The sequence below is a fragment of the Streptomyces sp. NBC_00490 genome, assembly GCF_036013645.1.
GTDB classification, from domain to species: domain Bacteria; phylum Actinomycetota; class Actinomycetes; order Streptomycetales; family Streptomycetaceae; genus Streptomyces; species Streptomyces canus_F.
In genome coordinates, this window is the sequence record NZ_CP107869.1 from 7,638,690 (window position 1) to 7,658,603 (window position 19,914).

The 19,914-nt window shown below is 70.4% G+C and carries 13 protein-coding genes and 2 pseudogenes; 3 read left to right on the forward strand and 12 right to left on the reverse strand.

The features are described from left to right. Positions 1-116: 116 nt before the first annotated feature. The 10 genes from OG381_RS34980 to OG381_RS35025 form a co-directional block, all read right to left on the reverse strand. Positions 117-1,514, reverse strand: coding sequence for a DUF6177 family protein (locus OG381_RS34980; protein ID WP_327719991.1), 1,398 nt, complete (start codon positions 1,512-1,514; stop codon positions 117-119). Then, complete coding sequence (gene eccCa, locus OG381_RS34985; RefSeq protein WP_327719992.1) at positions 1,511-5,485, reverse strand: type VII secretion protein EccCa; 3,975 nt, start codon at positions 5,483-5,485, stop codon at positions 1,511-1,513. The genes OG381_RS34980 and eccCa overlap by 4 nt, the downstream gene beginning before the upstream one ends. Then, positions 5,482-6,564: a hypothetical protein gene (locus OG381_RS34990; protein ID WP_327719993.1), complete on the reverse strand. Its 1,083-nt coding sequence runs from the start codon at positions 6,562-6,564 to the stop codon at positions 5,482-5,484. Before OG381_RS34990 ends, eccCa begins: the two co-directional genes overlap by 4 nt. A 15-nt stretch (positions 6,565-6,579) precedes the next feature. Continuing rightward, entirely contained in the window at positions 6,580-7,944 is a 1,365-nt protein-coding gene (gene eccD, locus OG381_RS34995; protein ID WP_327719994.1) for a type VII secretion integral membrane protein EccD, read from the reverse strand. Between the two features lie 31 nt (positions 7,945-7,975). After that, positions 7,976-8,269, reverse strand: a complete 294-nt coding sequence (locus OG381_RS35000; RefSeq protein WP_327719995.1) for a hypothetical protein — start codon at positions 8,267-8,269, stop codon at positions 7,976-7,978. 59 nt (positions 8,270-8,328) lie between these two features. Further along, complete coding sequence (locus OG381_RS35005) at positions 8,329-9,189, reverse strand: pentapeptide repeat-containing protein (RefSeq protein ID WP_327719996.1); 861 nt, start codon at positions 9,187-9,189, stop codon at positions 8,329-8,331. A gap of 1 nt (position 9,190) precedes the next feature. Further along, complete coding sequence (locus OG381_RS35010; protein WP_327719997.1) at positions 9,191-11,977, reverse strand: hypothetical protein; 2,787 nt, start codon at positions 11,975-11,977, stop codon at positions 9,191-9,193. Then, entirely contained in the window at positions 11,974-12,366 is a 393-nt protein-coding gene (locus tag OG381_RS35015; RefSeq protein WP_327719998.1) for a DUF6507 family protein, read from the reverse strand. The genes OG381_RS35010 and OG381_RS35015 overlap by 4 nt, the downstream gene beginning before the upstream one ends. A gap of 51 nt (positions 12,367-12,417) precedes the next feature. Then, positions 12,418-12,729, reverse strand: a complete 312-nt coding sequence (locus OG381_RS35020) for a pore-forming ESAT-6 family protein (protein WP_327719999.1) — start codon at positions 12,727-12,729, stop codon at positions 12,418-12,420. 72 nt (positions 12,730-12,801) lie between these two features. Continuing rightward, complete coding sequence (locus tag OG381_RS35025) at positions 12,802-13,134, reverse strand: hypothetical protein (RefSeq protein WP_327720000.1); 333 nt, start codon at positions 13,132-13,134, stop codon at positions 12,802-12,804. Between the two features lie 472 nt (positions 13,135-13,606). Here OG381_RS35025 and OG381_RS35030 point away from each other — a divergent pair. Both OG381_RS35030 and OG381_RS35035 read left to right on the forward strand, forming a co-directional pair. Further along, positions 13,607-13,820: pseudogene (locus OG381_RS35030) on the forward strand (peptide-methionine (R)-S-oxide reductase); the annotation flags it as partial. 339 nt (positions 13,821-14,159) lie between these two features. Beyond that, entirely contained in the window at positions 14,160-15,800 is a 1,641-nt protein-coding gene (locus OG381_RS35035) for an esterase/lipase family protein (RefSeq protein ID WP_327720001.1), read from the forward strand. Positions 15,801-15,860: 60 nt separating this feature from the next. Here the strand turns inward: OG381_RS35035 and OG381_RS35040 are convergent, their stop codons facing one another. Continuing rightward, positions 15,861-16,487 (reverse strand): RraA family protein, encoded by a 627-nt coding sequence (locus OG381_RS35040; RefSeq protein ID WP_327720002.1) that lies wholly within the window; start codon positions 16,485-16,487, stop codon positions 15,861-15,863. 610 nt (positions 16,488-17,097) lie between these two features. Between OG381_RS35040 and OG381_RS35045 the strand changes: the two genes are divergently transcribed. Next, positions 17,098-18,573: a glycoside hydrolase family 3 N-terminal domain-containing protein gene (locus OG381_RS35045; protein WP_327720003.1), complete on the forward strand. Its 1,476-nt coding sequence runs from the start codon at positions 17,098-17,100 to the stop codon at positions 18,571-18,573. 70 nt (positions 18,574-18,643) lie between these two features. Here OG381_RS35045 and OG381_RS35050 read toward each other — a convergent pair. Beyond that, positions 18,644-19,911 (reverse strand): annotated as a pseudogene (locus OG381_RS35050) (glycoside hydrolase 5 family protein). Positions 19,912-19,914: the final 3 nt, after the last annotated feature.

Genomic DNA, 19,914 nt, shown 5'->3' on the forward strand with positions numbered 1-19,914 from the left:
GCCTTCGGCATCCGCACGAGGCTCAGCTTGACCACGTCAACCGTGGTCGAGCTTGCTGACACTCATGATCTTTGGTCTTTCGGGCTTGACCATGCCGAACCCGGAGCGGTTCATGGTCATGCCTGCCTCAGGTGTTCAGTGAGGCGCTGAAACGCTGTCCAGGCGTGGGGGTCGGTTCCGTCGCCCAGGCGGTAGTGGAGGGCGGGTTCGACAGCGGAGCCGAGCCGGACGGGCGTAGGGCCCTGGGCCGGGTGCTCGGTGCGAGCAGCGCCGATGCGCCCGGCCGCACCGTGGCCGAGCGTGAATGTCACGGGGATCGGCGGACGTTCGAGCGACGCCGGCACGGTGAGGTCGCGGCGGGCCGCGCGGAGGGCCGTGAGCAGAGTGACGAGGCCGTGTTCGGCGGCGAGTTCGGCCGCGGCGTTCTCGATGGCGTCCAGGGGTGGTGCCTCGTCGCGGCTATAGCCCAGGGCAAGGGTGATGTCCTCCTCTACTCCCGCGGGTGTGCGGAGCACGCGCATCGTGGCGAGGGCGGGTCGGCGGGGGTGTCCGACGGCGACCAGCCAGGTGGGGCGGGGGGCGCGGGCCAGGGCGAGGTCGGTCAACTGGCGGGTGCTCCAGGGGAGGTTGACCGGTTCAGCAGTGCTCCAGCCCGCTGGAGCGGCGCCGGTGAGGTGGCGGAAGGCGGATTCGAGGGCGCTGCCGAGGACGAGGCCGGCGTCGGCGGGGTGGCGGGTCCTCAGGGTGAGGATCAGCTGACGGTCCCCGGTGTCGATCGTGGGGGTGAAAGCCTCGGCCACCCGGGTGGCGCCTGTCTCATCCCGCACGGGGGTGAAGGTGCCGTTCTTCCAGTGGAGTACGGCACCGGACAGGCCGTCGTAGTAGCCATGATCGGCATCCTGGACGACCCAGCGGTTGGGCAGCCCGCGCAATGCCGTACGGGTGGGCAGGGTGAGGCGTGTCGTCGGCGGGGTGACGATCTGCAGGGCGCGGTCGGCGGCGGTCGCGGTGCGCAGGGCATCGGACAGCCAGCTGGTCAGGGCGACCACCGGGCGGTCCTGGATGACTACCGCCGTGGCAGGTGTGAGGACGTCAACGGCCGGAGCGCCGGTGGCTGGGACGGGTGTCGCCGAGACATCGGTGGTGAGGGAGACGACGTCGGTAGTGGCGGCCTCCGGCGGCCAGACCGTGCCTCCCAGCACGGCTGCCAGGCGCCCTGCGAAGGAGCCCGCGAGTCGGCCGGCCTCGGGGACGGCGGTGGAGGCGCGGGCCTCGGTCCACCACACCGGCACGTCGGCCGGGTGTTGCAGCAGGCGGGCGGTCTCGCCGGGTACCTGGACGAGGACAGGCGCCTCCACAGAGACCAGAGGACGACCGTCAGGGGCGCAGAGCTGCACGACGGCACCGTCGGCCGTCGTGTTCAGGCCGAGGTCGGGACCGCCGGCGTAGAGCCCCGCCAGCAGGGTGCGCAGGTCCGGCATCTTGGGGGTGAGGGCGATGACGTCCTTGGTCACGGGGTCCCTTGGTCGTTCAGGGCGGTCTGGATCAGCAGGTGCGGGCGGCCGCGGCGGACGAGCGTGCCGCGTCCCGGGGGCTGCTGTGAGGCGTACAGGCCGGGGAAGAGCTGGCCCTCGGTGCGGTCGCCGGTCATGACCAGGGCGGCGGTGCCGGTCTCCCGCAGTGTTGTCAGCACGGGCTCGTAGAGGGCGCGGGAGGCGCCGGCGGTGCGGCGGGCGAGAACGAAGTGCAGGCCGATGTCCCGGGCGGAGGAGAGGTAGGGCAGGAAGGGTGTCAGGGGCTGCTGACCGGCGGTGGTGAGGATGTCGTAGTCGTCGACGAGGATGACGATGCGCGGGCCCTGGAAGGCGGGCCCGGTCTCGGGTGCGTCGGGGTCGGCCGCCTTGGGCAGGCGCTTGTCCAGCTCGGCGGCGATGCCGGTGGCGAGGGCGTTCGCGAGCTTGGGGTTGTGGGCGTAGCCGCCGCGGTAAGGCTCGGGGACGACGCCGCGCAGGCCGCGGCGCGGGTCGAAGACGCCGAAGACAAGCTCCTTGTCGGAGTGCCGCTGGACCAGCTGGGTGGCGATCAGCTTCAGCAGGTTGGTCTTGCCGCTCTCGTTGTCGCCGAGGATCAGCAGGTGCTGGTCGGTGTCGAACAGGTCGAGCAGGACCGGGGCGAGGGTGTCCTGGTCGACGCCGAGGGGGACCTTCGCGGGCTCGGCGGCGGGGGAGGGCAGTCGGTCGGAGGTCAGGCGGGTGGGCAGGACCCGTACGGGCGGGGCGAGTTCACCGTGCCAGGTGGCGCGGACGGTGCGGGTGGCTTCCTCCAGGGCGTCGGCCAGATCGCCCGCCACCGGCCGGTGGTCGATACGGGGCAGTGCGACCTGCGCGAACAGCTTGTCGTCGGTCAGCACCCGGCCGGGGGTGTCGGGGGCCAGGGTCTCGGACAGTTTGCGGTCGATGGAGGAGTCCGCCGGGTCGTTCAGGCGCAGCTCGACGCGGCTGCCGAACATCGACTGAGTGGCGATGCGGACGTCGTTCCAGCGCAGCATGCCCGCCACGACGTGGATGCCGTAGCCGCCACCGCGCTTGAGGAGGTCGGCCACCGGGTCGTCGAGATCGGCGAACTCGTCGCGCAGGGCGCCGAATCCGTCGACGAGCAGTACGACGTCGGTGGCGCCCAGCTCGGGCAGCCGTCCTTGCCCGCGCAAGCGTCGCAACTGCTCGACGGAGTCGATGCCACGCTCGCGGAACAGTTCCTCGCGCTGCGCCAGCATGGCCCGTACCTCGGCGACCGTCCGCGCGGCCCGGTCGCGGTCGGCGCGGCCCGCGATGCCGCCGACGTGCGGCAGCCCGGCCAGCGCCGACAGGCCGCCGCCGGACAGGTCGAGGCCGTAGACGGCGACGTCGTACGGGGTATGGGTGAGGGCCAGGGAGAGCGTGAGTGTCCGGAGCAGTGTCGTCTTGCCGGACTGCGGTCCACCGATGATCGCCGCGTGACCGCCGGCGGTGGTGAGGTCGAGCAGCCAGGGCTGCTGCCACTGCCGGGCGGGGTCGTCGAGGATGCCCAGCGGGACGTGCATGGGGCCGCCCACGGTGGTGAGGCGCAGACCGTCCGGGCCGGCTTGGACGGGTCCGGCGGCCATGTCCAAGCTGGTGGAGTCCGGGAGCGGGGGGAGCCAGATCCGGCGTACCGGCGGGGCCGCCGTGGCGAGTTGGCCGACCATGACGGACAGCACCGTCGGACCGGTCTCCCGTTGCGTGGCAGTCGGAGCCTCCGCGATCACCTCGGTGTGCTGCGGGGTGTTGTACGCCGGGTAGGGCCGGGCGAGCGGCTCGGCGTCGCGTTCCTCGCCTCGTGGGGCCGGGCCGCGGTGGGCGCCGGAGACGTAACCGGCCTTGAAGCGCTCGTAGGTGGAGGTGTCGACCTTGAGGTAGCCGAAGCCCGGCAGCGGCGGCAGATGGAAGGCGTCGGTGGTGTCGAGGACTGTGCGGGACTCGTCGGCTGAGAAGGTGCGCAGGCCCAGCCGGTACGACAGGTAGGTGTCCAGGCCCTTGAGCCTGCCGCTTTCGATGCGCTGGCTGGACAGCAGCAGATGGACACCGATGGAGCGGCCGATGCGGCCGATGGACAGGAACAGGTCGATGAAGTCCGGTTTGGCGGTGATGAGTTCGCCGAACTCGTCGATGACGACGAACAGGTGCGGGAGGGGTTCGAGGTCGGGGCGGGTGGTCGCCCGCAGGGTGGCGTAGTGGCCGATGTCGGCGATGTTCCCGGCGTCTTTCAGTACCTGCTGACGGCGTTTGACCTCGCCGGTCAGGCTGGTGTGGACGCGCTCGACGAGTCCGGCCTGGTTCTCGAGATTGGTGATCACCCCGGCAACGTGCGGGAGTTCGGCGAAGGGGGCGAAGGTGGCGCCGCCCTTGTAGTCGACCAGGACGAGCGCCAGATCCTCGGGGGAGTGGGTGGCGGCGAGCGCGAGCACGAGGGTGCGCAGCAGCTCGCTCTTGCCGGAGCCGGTGGCGCCCACGCACAGTCCGTGCGGGCCCATGCCGAGTTGCGAGGACTCCTTCAGGTCCAGCAGCACCGGTTCATGACGGTCGGTCAGGCCGATGGGGACGCGTAGGAAGTCGCGCTCACCGCGTGGTGCCCACAGCCGGTGCAGGTCGAGGGCGGCCGGGTCGTCGATGTCCACAAGGGCGGGGAAGTCGACGGGCCCGGACACGGGCATGCCCTCGGCGGCCGATTCCGCCGACAGGCGCAGCGGGGCGAGCATACGGGCGATGCCCTCGGCTCCGGCGGTGCTCACCGCATCGACCGTGCCGTGCGCGACGTTCCCGCGTAGGTCGTCCACGACGATTCGGTCGCCGTCGACACTGATGCGCACGCTCACCTGGTCGGGCTCGTGGATCTGCTGCTGCAACAGGTGCAGCACGGTGACGCCCATGTCCGGCAGCCCGATCGCCGAGTCCGGGCGGGGGAGTTCGGCCGCCGGACGGCCGTAGGAGTCGCTGACCATGAGCATGCGGGGCGCCAGGCGCAAGGCGTCCGCGCTCCTGCCGGACAGTCCGCGGCGCACCTCGGCCGCGTATGCGGCGCGCCGGCGCAGGTCGGGCGCGCACAGTCGGGTGAGCTCGGCCAGGTCGGGGGCGATACGGCGGGCGGCGACCGGGCCGTCGTACGTCTGGGAATCGAGGACGTGCGGCAGCCACTTGGCCCAGGCCCATGCCGGCTCGTCGCTGGTGGCGACGGCTACGGCGACGTCGTCCGGCGCGTGCGTCACCGCCGTCTGCACCAGAAGGGCCCGCGCGATCCGGAGGACTCCATCCCGGTCGCCGACGATGCTGATGTTCCCGGCGCGGTCCAGGGGCACGCTGAGCGGGATGTCGGTGGTGGTGCCGAAGCGGGCCTGCAGGGCGCGGGCCTCGTTCAGCATGAAGGGGTCCGGTGGGGTGAGGACCCCGCCAGTGCTGTTGTGCGCGATGGCCGGCTGCGGGGCCGGGACGTCACCGGTGCCGGCCCGCACCGAGAGGAAGTCGGCGTCCGGGCGGCGGCGCTCCCACAACCGGGCCGGATCCCGGACGAGGTCGTACAGGGCCTCGGGCGGCGGATTCAACTCGCGTGCCGCCCGCCGCCGTTCCCGCTCAGCCGCACCGAGTTCCTCGCGCAGCTCCTCCAGGTACTCCAGATACCGCTCCCGCTGCACCCGCCGGGTGCGCTGCGCCTTGCCGCGCTGCGACAGGAACAGCGCCACCGCCCCGAGCAGGGCGACGACCAGCACGAGCGCGCCGATCGCGGCGAACTGGCTGTTGCGGATGACTGTCATGAGCACGACCGAGCTGACCACACCGGCCATGGGCAGCAGCGCGGTGGCCGCGTTGCCGACCTTGCCCTCGGGGAGGTTCGGCGGCGCCTCGATGGTCCGGGGCTCGGTCGCCGGGATGGGACGAGTGGAGCGGGCGGGTCGGTGGACGACGCGCTGCGTCATCGCACCCTCACCGCCCGCTGCATCACCTCGGCGGCCAGGTGGACGGCCGCGTCACGGGTGTTCCGGCCCAGCATGGCGGTGTGGATGGGGCCTCCTTGGGCGAGATGACGGTCGTAGGGGAGCAGAACGACGGGTATGCCGGGCTCGCGCAGGTGAGCGAGGGCGGCCTTCTCGTCGATGGTGGCGTCAGGGGTGTTGGCGCTGAGCGCGACCACCGTGGTGGCCAGGGCGGAGTGCGGCAGCTGCGCCAGCCAGTCGAGGACCTGGCGGGTGCCGTGGATGCCCTCGGCGGTCATCGGGGCGACGACCACCCGGGCATGTGCGGTGTCCATCGCGGTACGGGCCACCTCGCCGGGCAGCGTCTCGCAGTCCACCACCGTGACCGCGAAGTAGCGGCGCAGGGCCAGCGTCACCGTCCGGTAGGTGGCCACGTCCAGCGGGGCGCCGACCCGCCCCTGCCCGGCGGGCAGCAGCCAGCCGCCGTCGGCCACCGGCACCAGGTAGCCGGTGACGTCGGTGAGTTGCATGGATGGGGTCAGGATCCGGCCGAGGTCGGCACAGGACCAGCGCACCGTGTCGGCGCCCATGCGCACCGGGAGGGTGCCCAGGGCCCCGTCGGCCTCCAGGGTGAGCACCGGGTCGTGCCGGTAGTGGTTGAAGGTACGGCCGAGCAGCGCGGAGACGGTGGACTTGCCGACCCCGCCGCGGATCGAGGTGACGGCGATGACCCGGCCGGTGGTGACGGGCTGCTGCAACTCCTGCGCGAAGCGGGTCTGTTGGGCGACCTCCTGCGTGGCGGAGGCGGTGAGCCGGCGAAGGGACGCTCCGGCGCGGTGCGCGATCGAGTCGCCGTGCTGCGGGCTGCCCAGGGCGACGGCGAGCCGGGGGTCGATGGTGGGGAGGGACTCGGGGACGGGCGCGGGGACACGGGGATCACGGATGGGTCGGGGCGTCGGGGCCTGAGGCGGTTCGGCAGAGGCCTGGGCCGGAGGGACGGGCGCGGCAGGGACAACGGGGGCCGGGGTGCTGTCGGCCAGATCCCGCAGCACGTCGCGCTGCCAGTCGGCTCCTTCTGTCATGTCGGCCACCCGGCCCTACGCGAAGGTGTCGAGCAGCCGCCCGTACACCCCGAACACGCCGATCACCAAAGGGAACAGGGCGATCACGGCCACGGACTCCAGCAGGTCACCAGTGCGCCGCAGCCGCACGCGCACATGCTCGGCAGGTTCCACCGCCAGCACCACCAGCGGTACGACGGCGAGCAGGCCCAGCGCGGCGACGGGACCGGCGGCCGTGGTGTGCTCGGCCCACACCGTGACGAGCCGAACCGCAACGGCAGCAGCGGCGACGAGCAGGACGACGACCTCGGCGGCGAGCGGAAACGCCCGTGCCCGCAGCGCGAGCACTACCATCACCACAACGCCCAGCGACATGGTCCACACCGACATGGCCTGTAGGACGAGGACTCCGGCCGTGCCCGCGGAGACAGCGAGGGCCACGGTCGCCTGCACCAGCCCGCGATGCGTGGCCGCCAATGCGGTGCCCACCTGATACCGGCTCACCGACACCCCGCCCGTACGCCGGTCATCCAGCCCGGTCAGCCCCGACGCCATCAAGGCGAGCCGCGGCAGCACACCGAGGGCCACCACCGACACCACGGCGAGCAACGCACCGGCACGGGTCTGCTGGGCAGCGGTCGCGGCACCGTCCTGCAGCCCGAGGGCCGCCTCCCACAGCACCAGACAGCCGGCGATACTCCCGGCACCGATCAGTGCCCCGCGCCCCGACGGTGTGAACCATCCGGCGAGCAACAACGCGAGCGCCACGGCCCCGGCGACGCCTGCCAGGCGCGCAGAACCGTTCCAGCCGTACGCGTCGGCGCAGGTCCAGACGCCAAGGACGGCCAGCACGGCGGCCGTGACGAGCAGGGTGGCGGCAAGGGCGTGCCGCCGGGCCCGCCCGCACAGGACGCCGACGGCGGCACAGGCGACAGCCACCGCGAGCAGCCCCGCACCGACCGCGGCGAGGTCGAACTGGGTCCGGGCCAGCGCTCCGGCGGCCAGCGCCCACAGGACGGTGGCGATCCCGGCCACCACGCGCCGCACCGCAGGCCGCCACCGCCAGGCCCGCACGTCGAGATCGTCGGCCACCTCGTCGGTGACGTCATGGACGACCGGGGCCGAGGGCGCGTCCTCGACCCGCACCAGACGCAGTACGGCCCCGTCGGCCACACCGGCCGACTCCAGGGTGCCGTCGTGCGCGAGCGCCGACCCGTCGGGGGTGATCAGATGCCGCAACTCGGGCCGGTCCCCGACCCGGTCGTCCAACAGCCGCATGATCTCGGGCAGCAGTACTCCGACGGGCTCCCGTGACGGCAGTACGAGGTCCACCCGACGCCGCTCACCGACCAGGGTGACCCGGCTGAGCGCCGTACGACTGCCGGTCGCGGAACGACTCAAGGACCCCGTGGATATCACGCGTTCGAACCTATCACCGAGAAGAAACAGCAGATGGGGAGGGAGTTGTGGGGGAGGGCTGCGCTGAGGGCGTCGTCACGGAGGGCCCGTACGGACTCTTCCCGATGACCCGGTGCGACACGAACGACCACCCCACACACCCGGCACACAGCACCGCCGCGATCACCACCCCGGCGAACACCTTCCCCACCCGCTCGTCCAGCGACCGGCGTTGGCGCTGGGCGCCGAAGAGCAGGGCGTCGCGGAGGCGCCGACGGCGTACGGACACCGACTCCAGGAGTTGACTGTCGTAATCCTGCGCTGTCACGGTTGCCTGCCGTCCGCCCTTCGTTTCTCGGCTGTCAAGACCCGTGCTTTCTGGGCCGACTATGTGTTGTGTCCCGTGACCTCTTCAATGAATGCGACCGCTTCCGCTTCACTGATCTCCGCGTGGTCGACTTCGTTGTGCCCCAACTCGTAGAGCCGCAGGTACTCGGTCGGCTCCCAACGCAGGTTCCTGGTGAACGCCTCGTCATGGGCTGTGCCGTTCACCATGCGACGCCTGACGATGCCTTGAGGGTTGCTGCGCGAGTAGCCCTCACTGAACTTGGCGTAGTAAGTAATGTCACCGGATCGCGGATTGAGAACACGCACCTCCGCGCCGCGGCTGTTCAGCCACCGTTCCAGTTCCAGCCCGCCGATCTCTCGCCGCACGCCGGCCTGGTCGATGACTGCAGGGCCGAAGAGGGTACCGGAGAGCCCTTCTACGACCGTGTGCTCGTCAAGAACCGCCTTCAAAGACGTCTCTCGCACCGACGCGTCGGTGAGATCGGCCCCCTCCAGCCTGACGTCGATCAGGGAAGCGCCGTCGAGCTTCGCCCCCCGGAAGCGAGCCGACCGGGCGTCGACCGCCCAGAGGCTGGAACTTCCCAGGTCTGCAGCGTCCAGAATGGCGCCGCGCAAGGACGCCTCGTCGAGTTCAGCCTTGACCAGTGATGCGTGGGAAAGGTCGGCCTCGTCGAGCACGGCGCCTTCCAGATGGGCCCGATAGAGGTCGGTGCCGATGAGTTTGGCGCTGCGAAGGACTGTCTGTGTCAGGAGTGCCATGGCGAGGTCCGCACCTGACAGGTCGGCCAGGGACAGGTCGAGTGCCGAGACGTCCAGCAGCGAGTCCGCTTGCTCGACCCACTCATGTAGAGCGGCAGCGGCCTCATCATTAGGCGGCATCATCCGGACGATTCGGTTCACGTCACGGATACCAGACAACTCGATCACTCCACCCGTGCTGCTCGACGATCGACCTGACGTCGTCGATCGCCGCTTGGTCGGCATTGCGCATGTCGAGGATAACCATGCGCCCCTTGGTGACGATTTGATCCTCCAGCTTGCGCACCCATCCCTGGTTGTTCGCCGGGTTGTAAGCCCCCTTGAACGGCAGCGACTTGTCGCGGACGTTGTTCAGGGGAGGCCAGTCCGAGTGCACTCCCTTGATGTCGTAGAACTCTCCAGTGCTCGGCGAATAAAGATCGCCCTGGTTGGCGCCGGGGGGTCGTTGGATGTCGGTGGGGACTTTCCCGTTTTCGCGGAGATCCAGCGCGACGCGGGCTTCGTCCATTTCCGACGGCTTCACCTTGCCCTTGTGATCAGGGTCTTGCTTCAGCTGGTCGAAGTCGTCGCTGTACCGCTCTGCAAGAGCATTCAGATGTGTGTCGTGAGCTGTGCGCTGCTCCGGGGTGAGCTCCGGCGGCGGTCCGTTCCCATGCACAGACTCGTCACTGTGCCGTCCCAGGCCAACGTCGGGGCCATCAGCGGGCCCTGCGCCGTGCAGATCATGGTGGAGTCGAATCGAGTCGGCTCCGTGGGGAACTGGAACCCTGTCGAACAGGTCGTTCTGTGCAGCCTGAATGGCGTCGAAATCCTCCCGGGAGATGCCGGGAAGGCGGCCCTTCTCGTAGAGGACATGGGTGTCCATCTTGGCGGCGAAGCTTTCGGGAGTGTGGAACTGCACCTCGAATATCTGACCAGTCGAAGGGTCCCGCCAAGTGGAATTGATGCCCTTGTATCCAGAGCCCTCCCAGGTGTTCTTGAACGTGACATTCTCGAACCCCCGGGCACGCAGTTCGTCGACGGCCTGCTGCACGCCGTGTGAGTAGTCCCTGGTGGGAACCTCGACCGTGTATCGAAGCGAATCCCTGATGTTGGCCAGAGCGCGGTCCGGTGTCAGCCGGGCGTCCTCGAGCAGGGCCGTAGCAACCTTACGCTTGAGGGAATCCTCACCCTTCGTGCGGTACTCAAGCCCGTTGAGCTTCCCGTGCTCGACGTGGCCAGCAGCCGCTTGCATCGCTGCTGTGATACGCGGCTCGGTCGCCAGGGCGCGGTCTATGAACCGGCCCGTGGCGGCGTTCTCTTCCGGAGTGAGCCTCAGACCCTGCGGCCCCTCCCAGGAGCCGTCCGGGAGGTTGCCGCGAGGCTCCATGGGGCCCTCGGGCAGGTGCGAACCTCCGCCGACCGACGAGCCGCCCGCGTCACTGCCACCACCGCCTGCCCCGGAAGTGTGGGAGCGCGCGGTTCCCGTCCCGTCAGGGATATCCCGGCTGTGCCCCGATGGGGTCTCGCCAGCCGCCGACGTCCCGTCGCCTGAATGCGGCGATGCGCCATCGCCGACGTGAGCCGTGGCTTCAGACGTACGGGCCCCTGCACCGACACCTGCGAGTTCTCTCTCTGATGGTGTCTGGCGCTGAGGGGCGCGTACGTCGGCAGGCAGCTCCCGGTGAGGAGTGTCACCGACGGCGTTGCCATTGCGGTCGAGGGGGATGAACTCGCCGTTCTCGATACGGACCTTGGAGCCGTCGGAGAGTTCCAAAACGCTGTGCGGCGCGGTCAGGTCGGGGATGTCGTTGACCCCGCGCAGGTTCGCCGTGATCTCGGCGATTTTCGGTACGGCGTGTCCCGTCACCTTGACCGCGGCGCCGATCGGGTCGATGGCGTCGCCGACCTTCGCGACCGTGCTTGCGACCTTGGCGCCGGTGCCCACTCTGCCCGCTGAGGCGATCTTGAGAGGGCCGGCGCCCAGGGTGAGGCCGTTGAAGAGGACGGTGGCGGCGGCGCGGGCCGGGTTCTCCTTCCACATGTCCCAGGCGACGAAGGACTTGCCGAACTCCTTGGCGTACGCCTTGCTGTCCTGGGCGAAGTCGGTCGCGAAGACCCCGGTGGGTTCCTGGCCGCCGGCTTCCATGAGGTAGGTCTCGGAGCCGACGACCACGCGGAGCAGGCCTTCCCAGGACTGCCCGGCTTCTTCCGAGCCGTGGAGGCCGGTCAGGGTCGCGAGGCCGTCGATGGTGCCCCAGACGTTGTCGACGATGAACCCGTCCCAGAAGAAGCTCTTGGCGTAGTAGCCGAGATCGTCCGTATCCCACCAGTCGTGGGACTGGGTCTCCGGCGTGCCCCAGGGCAGTTCCTGGGCGTGGTCCAGCACCTCGGCGCTGTAGCCGTAGAGTTCCGCGCCGCGCGGGATGAACTGCTTGGCGCCGGTGTTCATGACGTACTGGGTGCCGCCGACCAAGGCTGTGATCTTGTTGTTGCAGGCGATCTCCGCGGCCGTGAACGCGGCCTGCGCGACGGCCACGTCATGCATGAGGGCCTGGTGCTCGGAGACCTTGTCCGCGTCGTCGGTCCAGTTCTCGTCGAACGCGCCGCTGTCGGTCTTCAGCCCCGCCACGAAGGCGGTCGCCTGGCCCTTCAGGTGCTCCAATCGCCGTGCGATCGGGGCGACTTCGGCCGCGTAGGTGCGCAGCGCGTCGGCCACCGTGGCGACCTTCTCGCCGAAACCGTCGGCGGCGTCGCGGGCCGGCGCGGTGGAGGCGAACAGATCCTCCGCCTCCGGGGCCTGGTAGAAGGCCGACAGTCCCTGGAACTGCCGATGAGCTTCGCCGCCGGCCTGGCGGATGCCGTCCGCTTCGAGCCCGAGAGCGTCGATGTGGTGCTCCAGCAGGCCGAGGTCGCCGGTGAACAGAGGGATGGACTCCGGCTGGATCACAGGCGTCCCGCCTTCCAGCCGTCCGGCATGTCGGGCATCACCAGTCCGGCGGCCCGCTGTTGCATCTCGGCCGCCATCTCCAGGTCGCCGTCCCGGTAGGCGACGGTGGCGTCCACCGCGCCGTTCACCGACTTGCCGACGCGCGTGCCGATGAACCTCAGCTCGTCCGCCGTGCCCTCGATGAACTCCGCGAGTGCCGCGGCCACCAGCCCGGTCTGCCCCTTGTGCCCCCCGCTCGCCCCTCCCGGAGCGATCGTCCCGGCCGCGGTGGCCGCGCCTTCCACGTCACCTGCGTACGCCTGGACGATGTCGTCCAGGACCTTCATGACGTCCCCCACTCGCGAGACCACCACTCCGACCCCGGACGGAGAAATGTCCCACCCCGGCATGCGTCAGCCCCCGTTTCCCTCTCCCCGTTCGCTGCTGCTGTGTGTTCGCGGTCAGCCGATGTTGTCGACAGCGGCCCGGGCTCTGGCCAGGGTCGACTGCGCGGTGCCGTCGTTCTGCTCCATCGTGGTGCGGACCAGCCGGATGATCTCGCGGACCTCGTCGGCGGCGCGGTGCCAACGCAGTTCCTTGCCGTGGTACTCCTCGGCGACGCCGTCGGCGGCGAAGTCGGCCATCGCGGCCTTCACCGCGCCGTCACGGTCGGTCAGCACGCTCTCCAACTGGCCGATGATGCCGTGCAGGCTGATCTGCACCTCACTCGAGGCGCCGGTGTCGTACGAGCGGCGGTCCAGGTTCTGACCCATGGTCGAGTTCCCCCTTGAAAACGGTGACGGTGACGTGGACGTCGGCGGAGCAGCGCGTGCGTGCTGCCGCGGTTACCGGGCTCCGAAGCGTGCCGCGTCGAAGTTGGCAGCGCCCATGTTCTGGTGGGCGTTGTCCTCCAGCTCCAGGTCACCCGTGCCGAACGCGGTGTCCATGCCGGACTGACCGCCCAGAATCGCGCTGAGCGAGCCGTTCAGCGCGTCCGTGATCTCGTCGGCATGCAGCTTGAACCTGTCGAACGCGGCTTTGCCCGCCCCGTTGAACTTTCCCTCCAACGGCTCCGCCGCCTGGATCAGCCAGGAGATCAGCGTGCCCAGGTCCACGCTGGACCCGGCGGTTCTCTTGCCGAGCTCCGACAGCGTCGTCGATCCCATGTCGAACTTCATCAACCCACCCCCGTAAGCGTGTTGTGCACTGCGGTTTCCCGCTCGCCACTGCGTCATCGTGCGTCACGCACGGCTCACAGAACGTCGAACATCCTCTCGCATCATGCGTTGCAGGCGCAACGCGAATCGAGTTGAGGTGGCGTGATCTAGTTCATGAGAAGCGGAGAAGGCCGCTCAGTCGTCGTCTCACGTCTTCTCTTCCGGACCGCCTTCGGCCGCAGGCCAACTTCGACGAGCGCTGACGCCCGGCGGGGTGCTGGGTGACCGGCGACGAGCTCGCCTTGGCCACGATGCCCCAGGTGCGGCTGGAAGAGATCTGTCGCGATCGGCTCTCAACGTCCCTAAGTCGACGGATCGTTGACGCCCACTACCCGCACCAACCCGACTGCCGCGGCACCCATCGGCCCCAGCCGGATCCACGCACCCCCGGAGAAGATCGCGTTTCTCAACCTGGGGGAGGGCGCCCGCCGTTGGCTCGCCCTTCTTCTGCGACCCGAAGGACACCGACGCCGTGGAGTTGGTGTCCGACCGGCCGCAACGGGATGGTGGTGCGGACCGAGATGCGGTGTGCTCGGTGCGGGTCGCATCTTGGGCATGTGTTCGAGGGCGAGGGGTATGCCACCCCGACGGATCAGCGGTACTGCATCAACAGCATCTCGTTGCGGTTGACGCCGGACGAGGGCTGATCCGGTCGGGCCTGCGCGGCATCGTGCGCAGCGAGTCGACCACGTCCTGGGCGGCCGGGCGCACCCGTCCACCGCGGCCCTGAGCCTGCCTTGTGACGAGGAGCCGGATACGTCCCCTCGATCAACGAGCCGCGCACGGTGGGGAGTCGGTGATGTCGTGGATGCCGAGGAGTCGACCGTGGGGGACGGGTACGTCGTCGGGCGCACGGTCTCTGCGCACGGGCCCCTGAACGAGCCCGATTCGGGGCGTAGTTGCCGAAGCCGATGTGTTCACGCGGTCGGGACTCTGGTAGGGCGGGACTGCGGAGGTGCCCAGGTTCACTATCGGGGGAGGGCGCGATGACCGCTTTCGTACGGCCACTGATTCTGGTGCGAGGGTTCGGCGGGCCGGATGTCGGTGGCGTTCGGCGCAACGCCTACCAGGGCTTCAACGAAGGGACCGTGTATCCCAGCCGTCGCGGGGAGAACTTCATCTACGAGGGCTTCGTGCTGCGGGCGTTGAAGTACCCGGAGCATCCCTACCGGGACGCCACCAACGTCGTCGGCTACTACACCCGCCCGCTGCCCGTACCGCCGGGCGCGGGGGACTGGGACGAGGATCTCCTGGCCGGGAGCGTGGTCCTCGATCCGGGCATGGCGGATCGTGTGCTGCGCGACGGTGTGGACGGGACGCTGTGGATCTACCGCTACTACGACCTCGAACCGAGGACGATCGACGGGTACGGGGCGGGGCTGGTACGCCTGATCGACATCATTCGGCGCGCCGCCCTCCGAAACGGCGGTGGCGGGGAGCCGTTCCCGGGCGTCGACATCGTGGCGCACAGCATGGGAGGGCTCGTCGTACGGGCCGCGCTCCGGCGGATGAGTGACGCCCCCGCGGGGGAGCCGGGCCCGGGGGAACTGGTCCACCGGATCGTGACGCTCGGTACCCCGCACCGGGGTATCGCCTTTCAGGTGCTGCCGCGTGTACTCGTGGAACACGTGCCGGGGGTCGCCGAGGCGGCGGACGAACTCGCGGCGTTCGATCCGGGGAGCACGGAGTTCAGGCGCTGGAACGATTGGTTCCCCGTCAAGCGTGTCCTCACCGTGGTGGGGACGGACCACCGCAGTTTCGGGGTCGCGATCGCCTCCGTGGCGAACCGGATCGTGAGTCTGACCGACGAAGGCAGCCTGGTCCACAACCGCAGTGACGGACTGGTGAAGCAGGCGTCGGCCCAACTGCCGGGCGCGCCGCGGACGTTCGTGCACAAGTGCCACGGCGGGCCGGACTCCCTCATCACCTCGCGCGAGGCGTTCGAGATCGCCATGCGGTTCTTCCACGGCACCCACCATGTGCGGCTGCACCTCGAAGCGGCGGAAGTGCTGCGCGGCAAGGACTTCTTCGGCCGCAGCGAGTTCTATTTCGGGGTCTCGGTGAAACCGAGGGGAGTCGACTTCGATCTGTTCCATCAGAGTCCCGAGGCGGAGAACTGCTACGGCCCGTTCCACTCGGACCGCCTCACCGATGGACCGCCGCCTCTGGAAGAGGAGTTGAACGAGCCGCTGTCGGCGGCGGGAGACCGGACCACCGGCTGGGCCGGGCCCGGCCGGCTGATCTGGGAGGGCTGGGTCGACCGGACCGTACGGCCCGCGACCCCGGACGGGGCACCGGGTCTGGTGTTCCGCCTCGATGTGTACCTCGGTGAACGGGACTCGTTCGGGATCGGCTTCTCGGACAACGTGGTCTTCCGCAAGCAGTACTACCTGCAGCTGCTGACGGACGACGGCGACGAGCCCGCGCTGTATCTGCACACGGGCGAAGGACACCTCACGGACACCCGGGAGGAGTTGGAGGCCGCCACCCGCGTCGAATCGGCGGGCGTGGTCCAGGCCGTGGGATCAGGGCGGGACGGCGCGTGGCACTTCCCGGTCAAGGGCACCGGCTTCGAGGCCACCCTGGCGGTGTCGTTCACGGAGGAGCCCGAGCCCGCGAAGGACTAGGGGAGGAGCGGGGAGAACAGGGAGACACGGAAACACGGAGATTCGGGAGACCAGGGGATGTCAGCCGTTGACGCCCAGGTCGCGCAGCGCCTCGTCGATGCGTGCCCGGTGGTTCGCCTCCCAGGTGTCCAGGGTCTCCTCCGCTTCCTTGGCGAGCTTCGCCCGCGCCGCCGTGAGGATCTCCTCCCGGCGGGCCGCGGGTGTGACGACGATGCCCTCCTCGTCGGCGACCACGATGTCGCCGGGGCGGATCAGGACGCCGCCGACGTGGACCGGTTCGCCGAGGGTGCCGAGTTTCTTCTTCGTGCCGGGGATCGGGACGACTCCGCGGGCGAAGACGGGGAAGGCAGCCTCGCGGACCTCGGAGAGGTCGCGGATGAGGCCGTCGAGCACGAAGGCGACGATGCCCCGCCGCCGGGCCACGGCACAGACGTTGCCACCGGCCAGCGCGTAGTCCAGGTCGCCCGACTCGACGACGACGATCGAACCGGGCTCGGCGCGATGGATGGCGGCGTGCAGCATCAGGTTGTCGCCGGGCTCGCAGCGCACCGTGTACGCGGGGCCCGCGACGCGCGGCGCGTCCCACAGCGGGCGGATGCCGATATCCATGACCTGGGCACGGCCCAGCAGGTCGGCGAGGGTGGTGGGGGGAATGTCCTGGAAGGCGTGGGTGCCTGCGGTGTCCATGGGTCCATTCGATCCGGATTCCGTCGTGGCGCTCAAGATCGAGCGGGGTAAAGAGCTCTTCCGAAAAGTCGCCCGGCCTTGCCTGGCGCAACCTCGTGGCGGCCACCGTCGGACTCACGCTCACCGACCGCTACGGGGCGCGGGCAACAGGGCCGCCGGGTTCGCCCTGGTCGTGGAGGTGTTCCGGGCGATCGGCGGGTGGCTGCCGGACCGGATCCACCCGGTCGTGGTCACCGCCTGGGCGCTGGGCGCTGCGCGGTGGCGGTCCTCGGCGTCGTCCAGGCCTTCGATCCGGCCCTCATGCCGGGCGCCACGATCTGTCTACTGGCGGTGGCGGCCGCCCTCGGCGCCACCGGCGCGCGGTGTTCACCCTGGTCGCCCGGGGCCCCCCGCAGCCCTAGGCCGGCAGCGCCGGCTGCATCTACGCCTACGGCCGGATGCGCGATCCCGGCCGCACGGCACCGGCGCGGTCGGTGCCGGAGAAGGAGCGGATCCTCGGCTGAGGCGGGGCCGGGCGGGTGGTACAGCCTCGCGGCCGCACGATGTGTGGTGAATCAAACTATCCATCACGATGTTGACTTCCGGCTGAGTCAGCCAGAAGAATCCGGATGTGACCCTTTCAGCGCAACCGGCCGCCGGCCCCGTCCTCCCGTCCGACCTGGACGAGGCGGCGCACCGCTGTCTCGTCGCCGGGTTCGACGGTACGACCACGTTCCCCGACACCCTGAAACGGCTGGTCGACCGGGGCCTGGGCGGGGTCATCCTGTTCACCCGCAACGTGCGGGACGCGGAGCAGGTCCGTGAGCTCACCGACGCGCTGCGGGCGATCCGGCCGGATCTGCTGGTGGCCATCGACAACGAGGGCGGCGGCATCGGGCACCTGGTCGGCGCGGGCGCACCCGAGGTGCCCGGCTCCTACGCCCTCGGCGTCGCCGACGACCCCAACCTCACCGCACGCTGCGCCGACGCACTCGCCGGGCATCTGGCCACCCTCGGCATCACCGTCTCGTACGCCCCCGTCGCCGACCTCCAGCACCTGCCGAGCAACCCGATCGTGCGCACCCGCTCCTTCGGCGCCGACCCCGAGGTGGCCGCCCGGCATCTGCGGGCCTGGATCGCCGCCACCGAGGCACGTTCCATCGCCTCCTGCGCCAAGCACTTCCCGGGCCACGGCGGTACCGACACCGACAGCCACCACGGCATCGCGGTCGACCCACGGCCGTACGACGCGCTCCGTGCCGACCTGGAACCGTTCCGTGCCGCCGTCGCCGCGGGGGTGCCGATGCTGATGAGCGCCCACGTCGTCTTCCCGGCCCTGGACGCCAACCGGCCCGCCACCCTCAGCCGCCGCATCCTCGGCGACCTGCTCCGCCACGACCTCGGCTTCGACGGCGTCCTGGTCAGCGACGCCCTGGAGATGAAGGCGATCGCCGACGAGTACGGGGAGGCGGCCGGGGCGCGTATCGCCCTCGCGGCCGGGGCCGACCAGGTCATCGTCGCCGTACCGGACCTGGAGGTCACGCTCGCCTGCCGGGACGAGGTCCTCGACGCGCTGGGCTCCGGCGTGCTGCCGGAGGAGCGGGTGTGGGAGGCCGCGGAACGGGTGCGGCGGCTCGCCGAGCGGTACGCGACGCCGACCGAGAGGGTCGTCGCGTGGGACACCGACGCCGGACTGGAGGCGGCGCGCCGGGCCGTGCGCGGCCAGGGGGCGCCGTCCGCGGTGCGCGGCGCCCATGTCGTCGACCTGTTCCCGCACCCGCACCCCGCTCTCAACTGGGGTGGCGAGGACCTGCTCACCGAGGTCCGTGCCCTCGACCCCACGGCCGTGGGCACGGCGGTCGCCGGTGCGCCGCAGGATCCGACCGCCCTCGCCGACGGGATACTCGCCCGCGAACGGCCCCTCGTCGTCGCCACCTGCGACGCCGGGCTCCACCCCTGGCAGGCCCGGCTGCGCGACGCCCTCCTGGCCCGGCGGCCCGACGCGGTACGGGTGGACACCGGGCTGCCGGAGGGCGGTGCGCTGTGCTCCTACGGGCGGGGGCGGGTGAACCTGCGGGCGGTGGCGGAGGTGCTCACCGGAAGCTGATCAGGACGGCCGTACGACCTCCGTACGACCTCCTGGGAACCCGATTTCGGAACCTGATCTCGGAACCTGATCAGGAAAGTCGTACGACTTCCTTGATTCCGCGCGCGGCCAAGTACCCCTCGTCCTCGGCCCGTTCGGCCAGGACGACCGCCGGGCGCACCCCGTCCGTGCGCCACCGCATCCACTCCTCGAAGTACTCCCCGCCCGGGCCCGACACGGACCGGGTGCCCGGCGTGCAGTCCAACACCAGGGCGGTGTCCCGGGGTCGGGGCGCGTGCGGCTCGGTGATCGCCTCCGCCAGCGCCTCGGCGATCGGCTTGGGACGGCCGGCCGAGTCGAACAGGCCCAGGGTGTACTCGAGTTCGGGGAAGTCGGCGAGGGAGCGGTCCACGTCGTGGGAGCACCACCAGGTCACGCCCCACAGTCCCTCGCAGTCGGCGGAGTTGCGGACCGTCGCGCGGGCGAACTCCGGGGCGTCGGCGGCCGGGATGTGCGGTTCGGGCGCGCCCGTCTCCTGGACCCACACCGGGCGCGCCGGGTTCTCGGCGTAGGCCTTCGCCAACTCTGTTCCGTACTCGGCGAGATGGCGTACCTGCGGGGAGCGGGGGCCGTAGCGGCGGGCGCAGTCGCCGGAGAACACCCAGGGGTGGACCGTGGTCAGATCGCCCTTGCGGGCCGAGGCCTCGGGGGTGAAGGGGTGGTCGTCGCCGTACCAGGCGGCGTCGTACGCGGAGTGGGTGACCATGCCCTGCTCGCCGAGACCGTCGCGGGCGGCGGCCAGGAGGGTGTCGAGGTAGTGGTCCACCTCGGCGGGGGTCACCGGGTTGTGTTCGACCAGGTTGTTGAGCTCGTTGCCGAGCTGGAGGCCGAGCAGATGGGGGCGGCCGGTCAGGGCGCGGCCGAGGGTGCGGAGCAGCTCCGCCTGAGCCTCGATGGCGTCCGGGTCGGTGAAGACGTTGCGGTGGTGCCAGCTGCGGGTCCACTCCGGGTAGAAGTCGAAGCTCGACAGATGGCCCTGTACGCCGTCGACCAGGACGTCCAGGCCGGCCTCGCCCGCCAGGTCGACGAGCCGCACCAGCTGGTCGACGGCGGTGGTGCGGATGAGGTTCCGGTTGGGCTGGAGCAGGGGCCAGAGGTGGAAGACACGGACGTGGTCGAGCCCCAGGCCGGCTATCTGCTCCAGGTCCTCGCGGGCGTGCGCCGGGTCGAAGTCCTGCCAGGCGTGGAACCAGCCGCGGCGGGGCGTGTAGTTGACGCCGAAGCGGAGCTTACGGATGGGATCCTCCTCGGGTTCGGTGCACGTCGGCTCTTGTTCTGCGCGAATGTATCAACCACCATAGT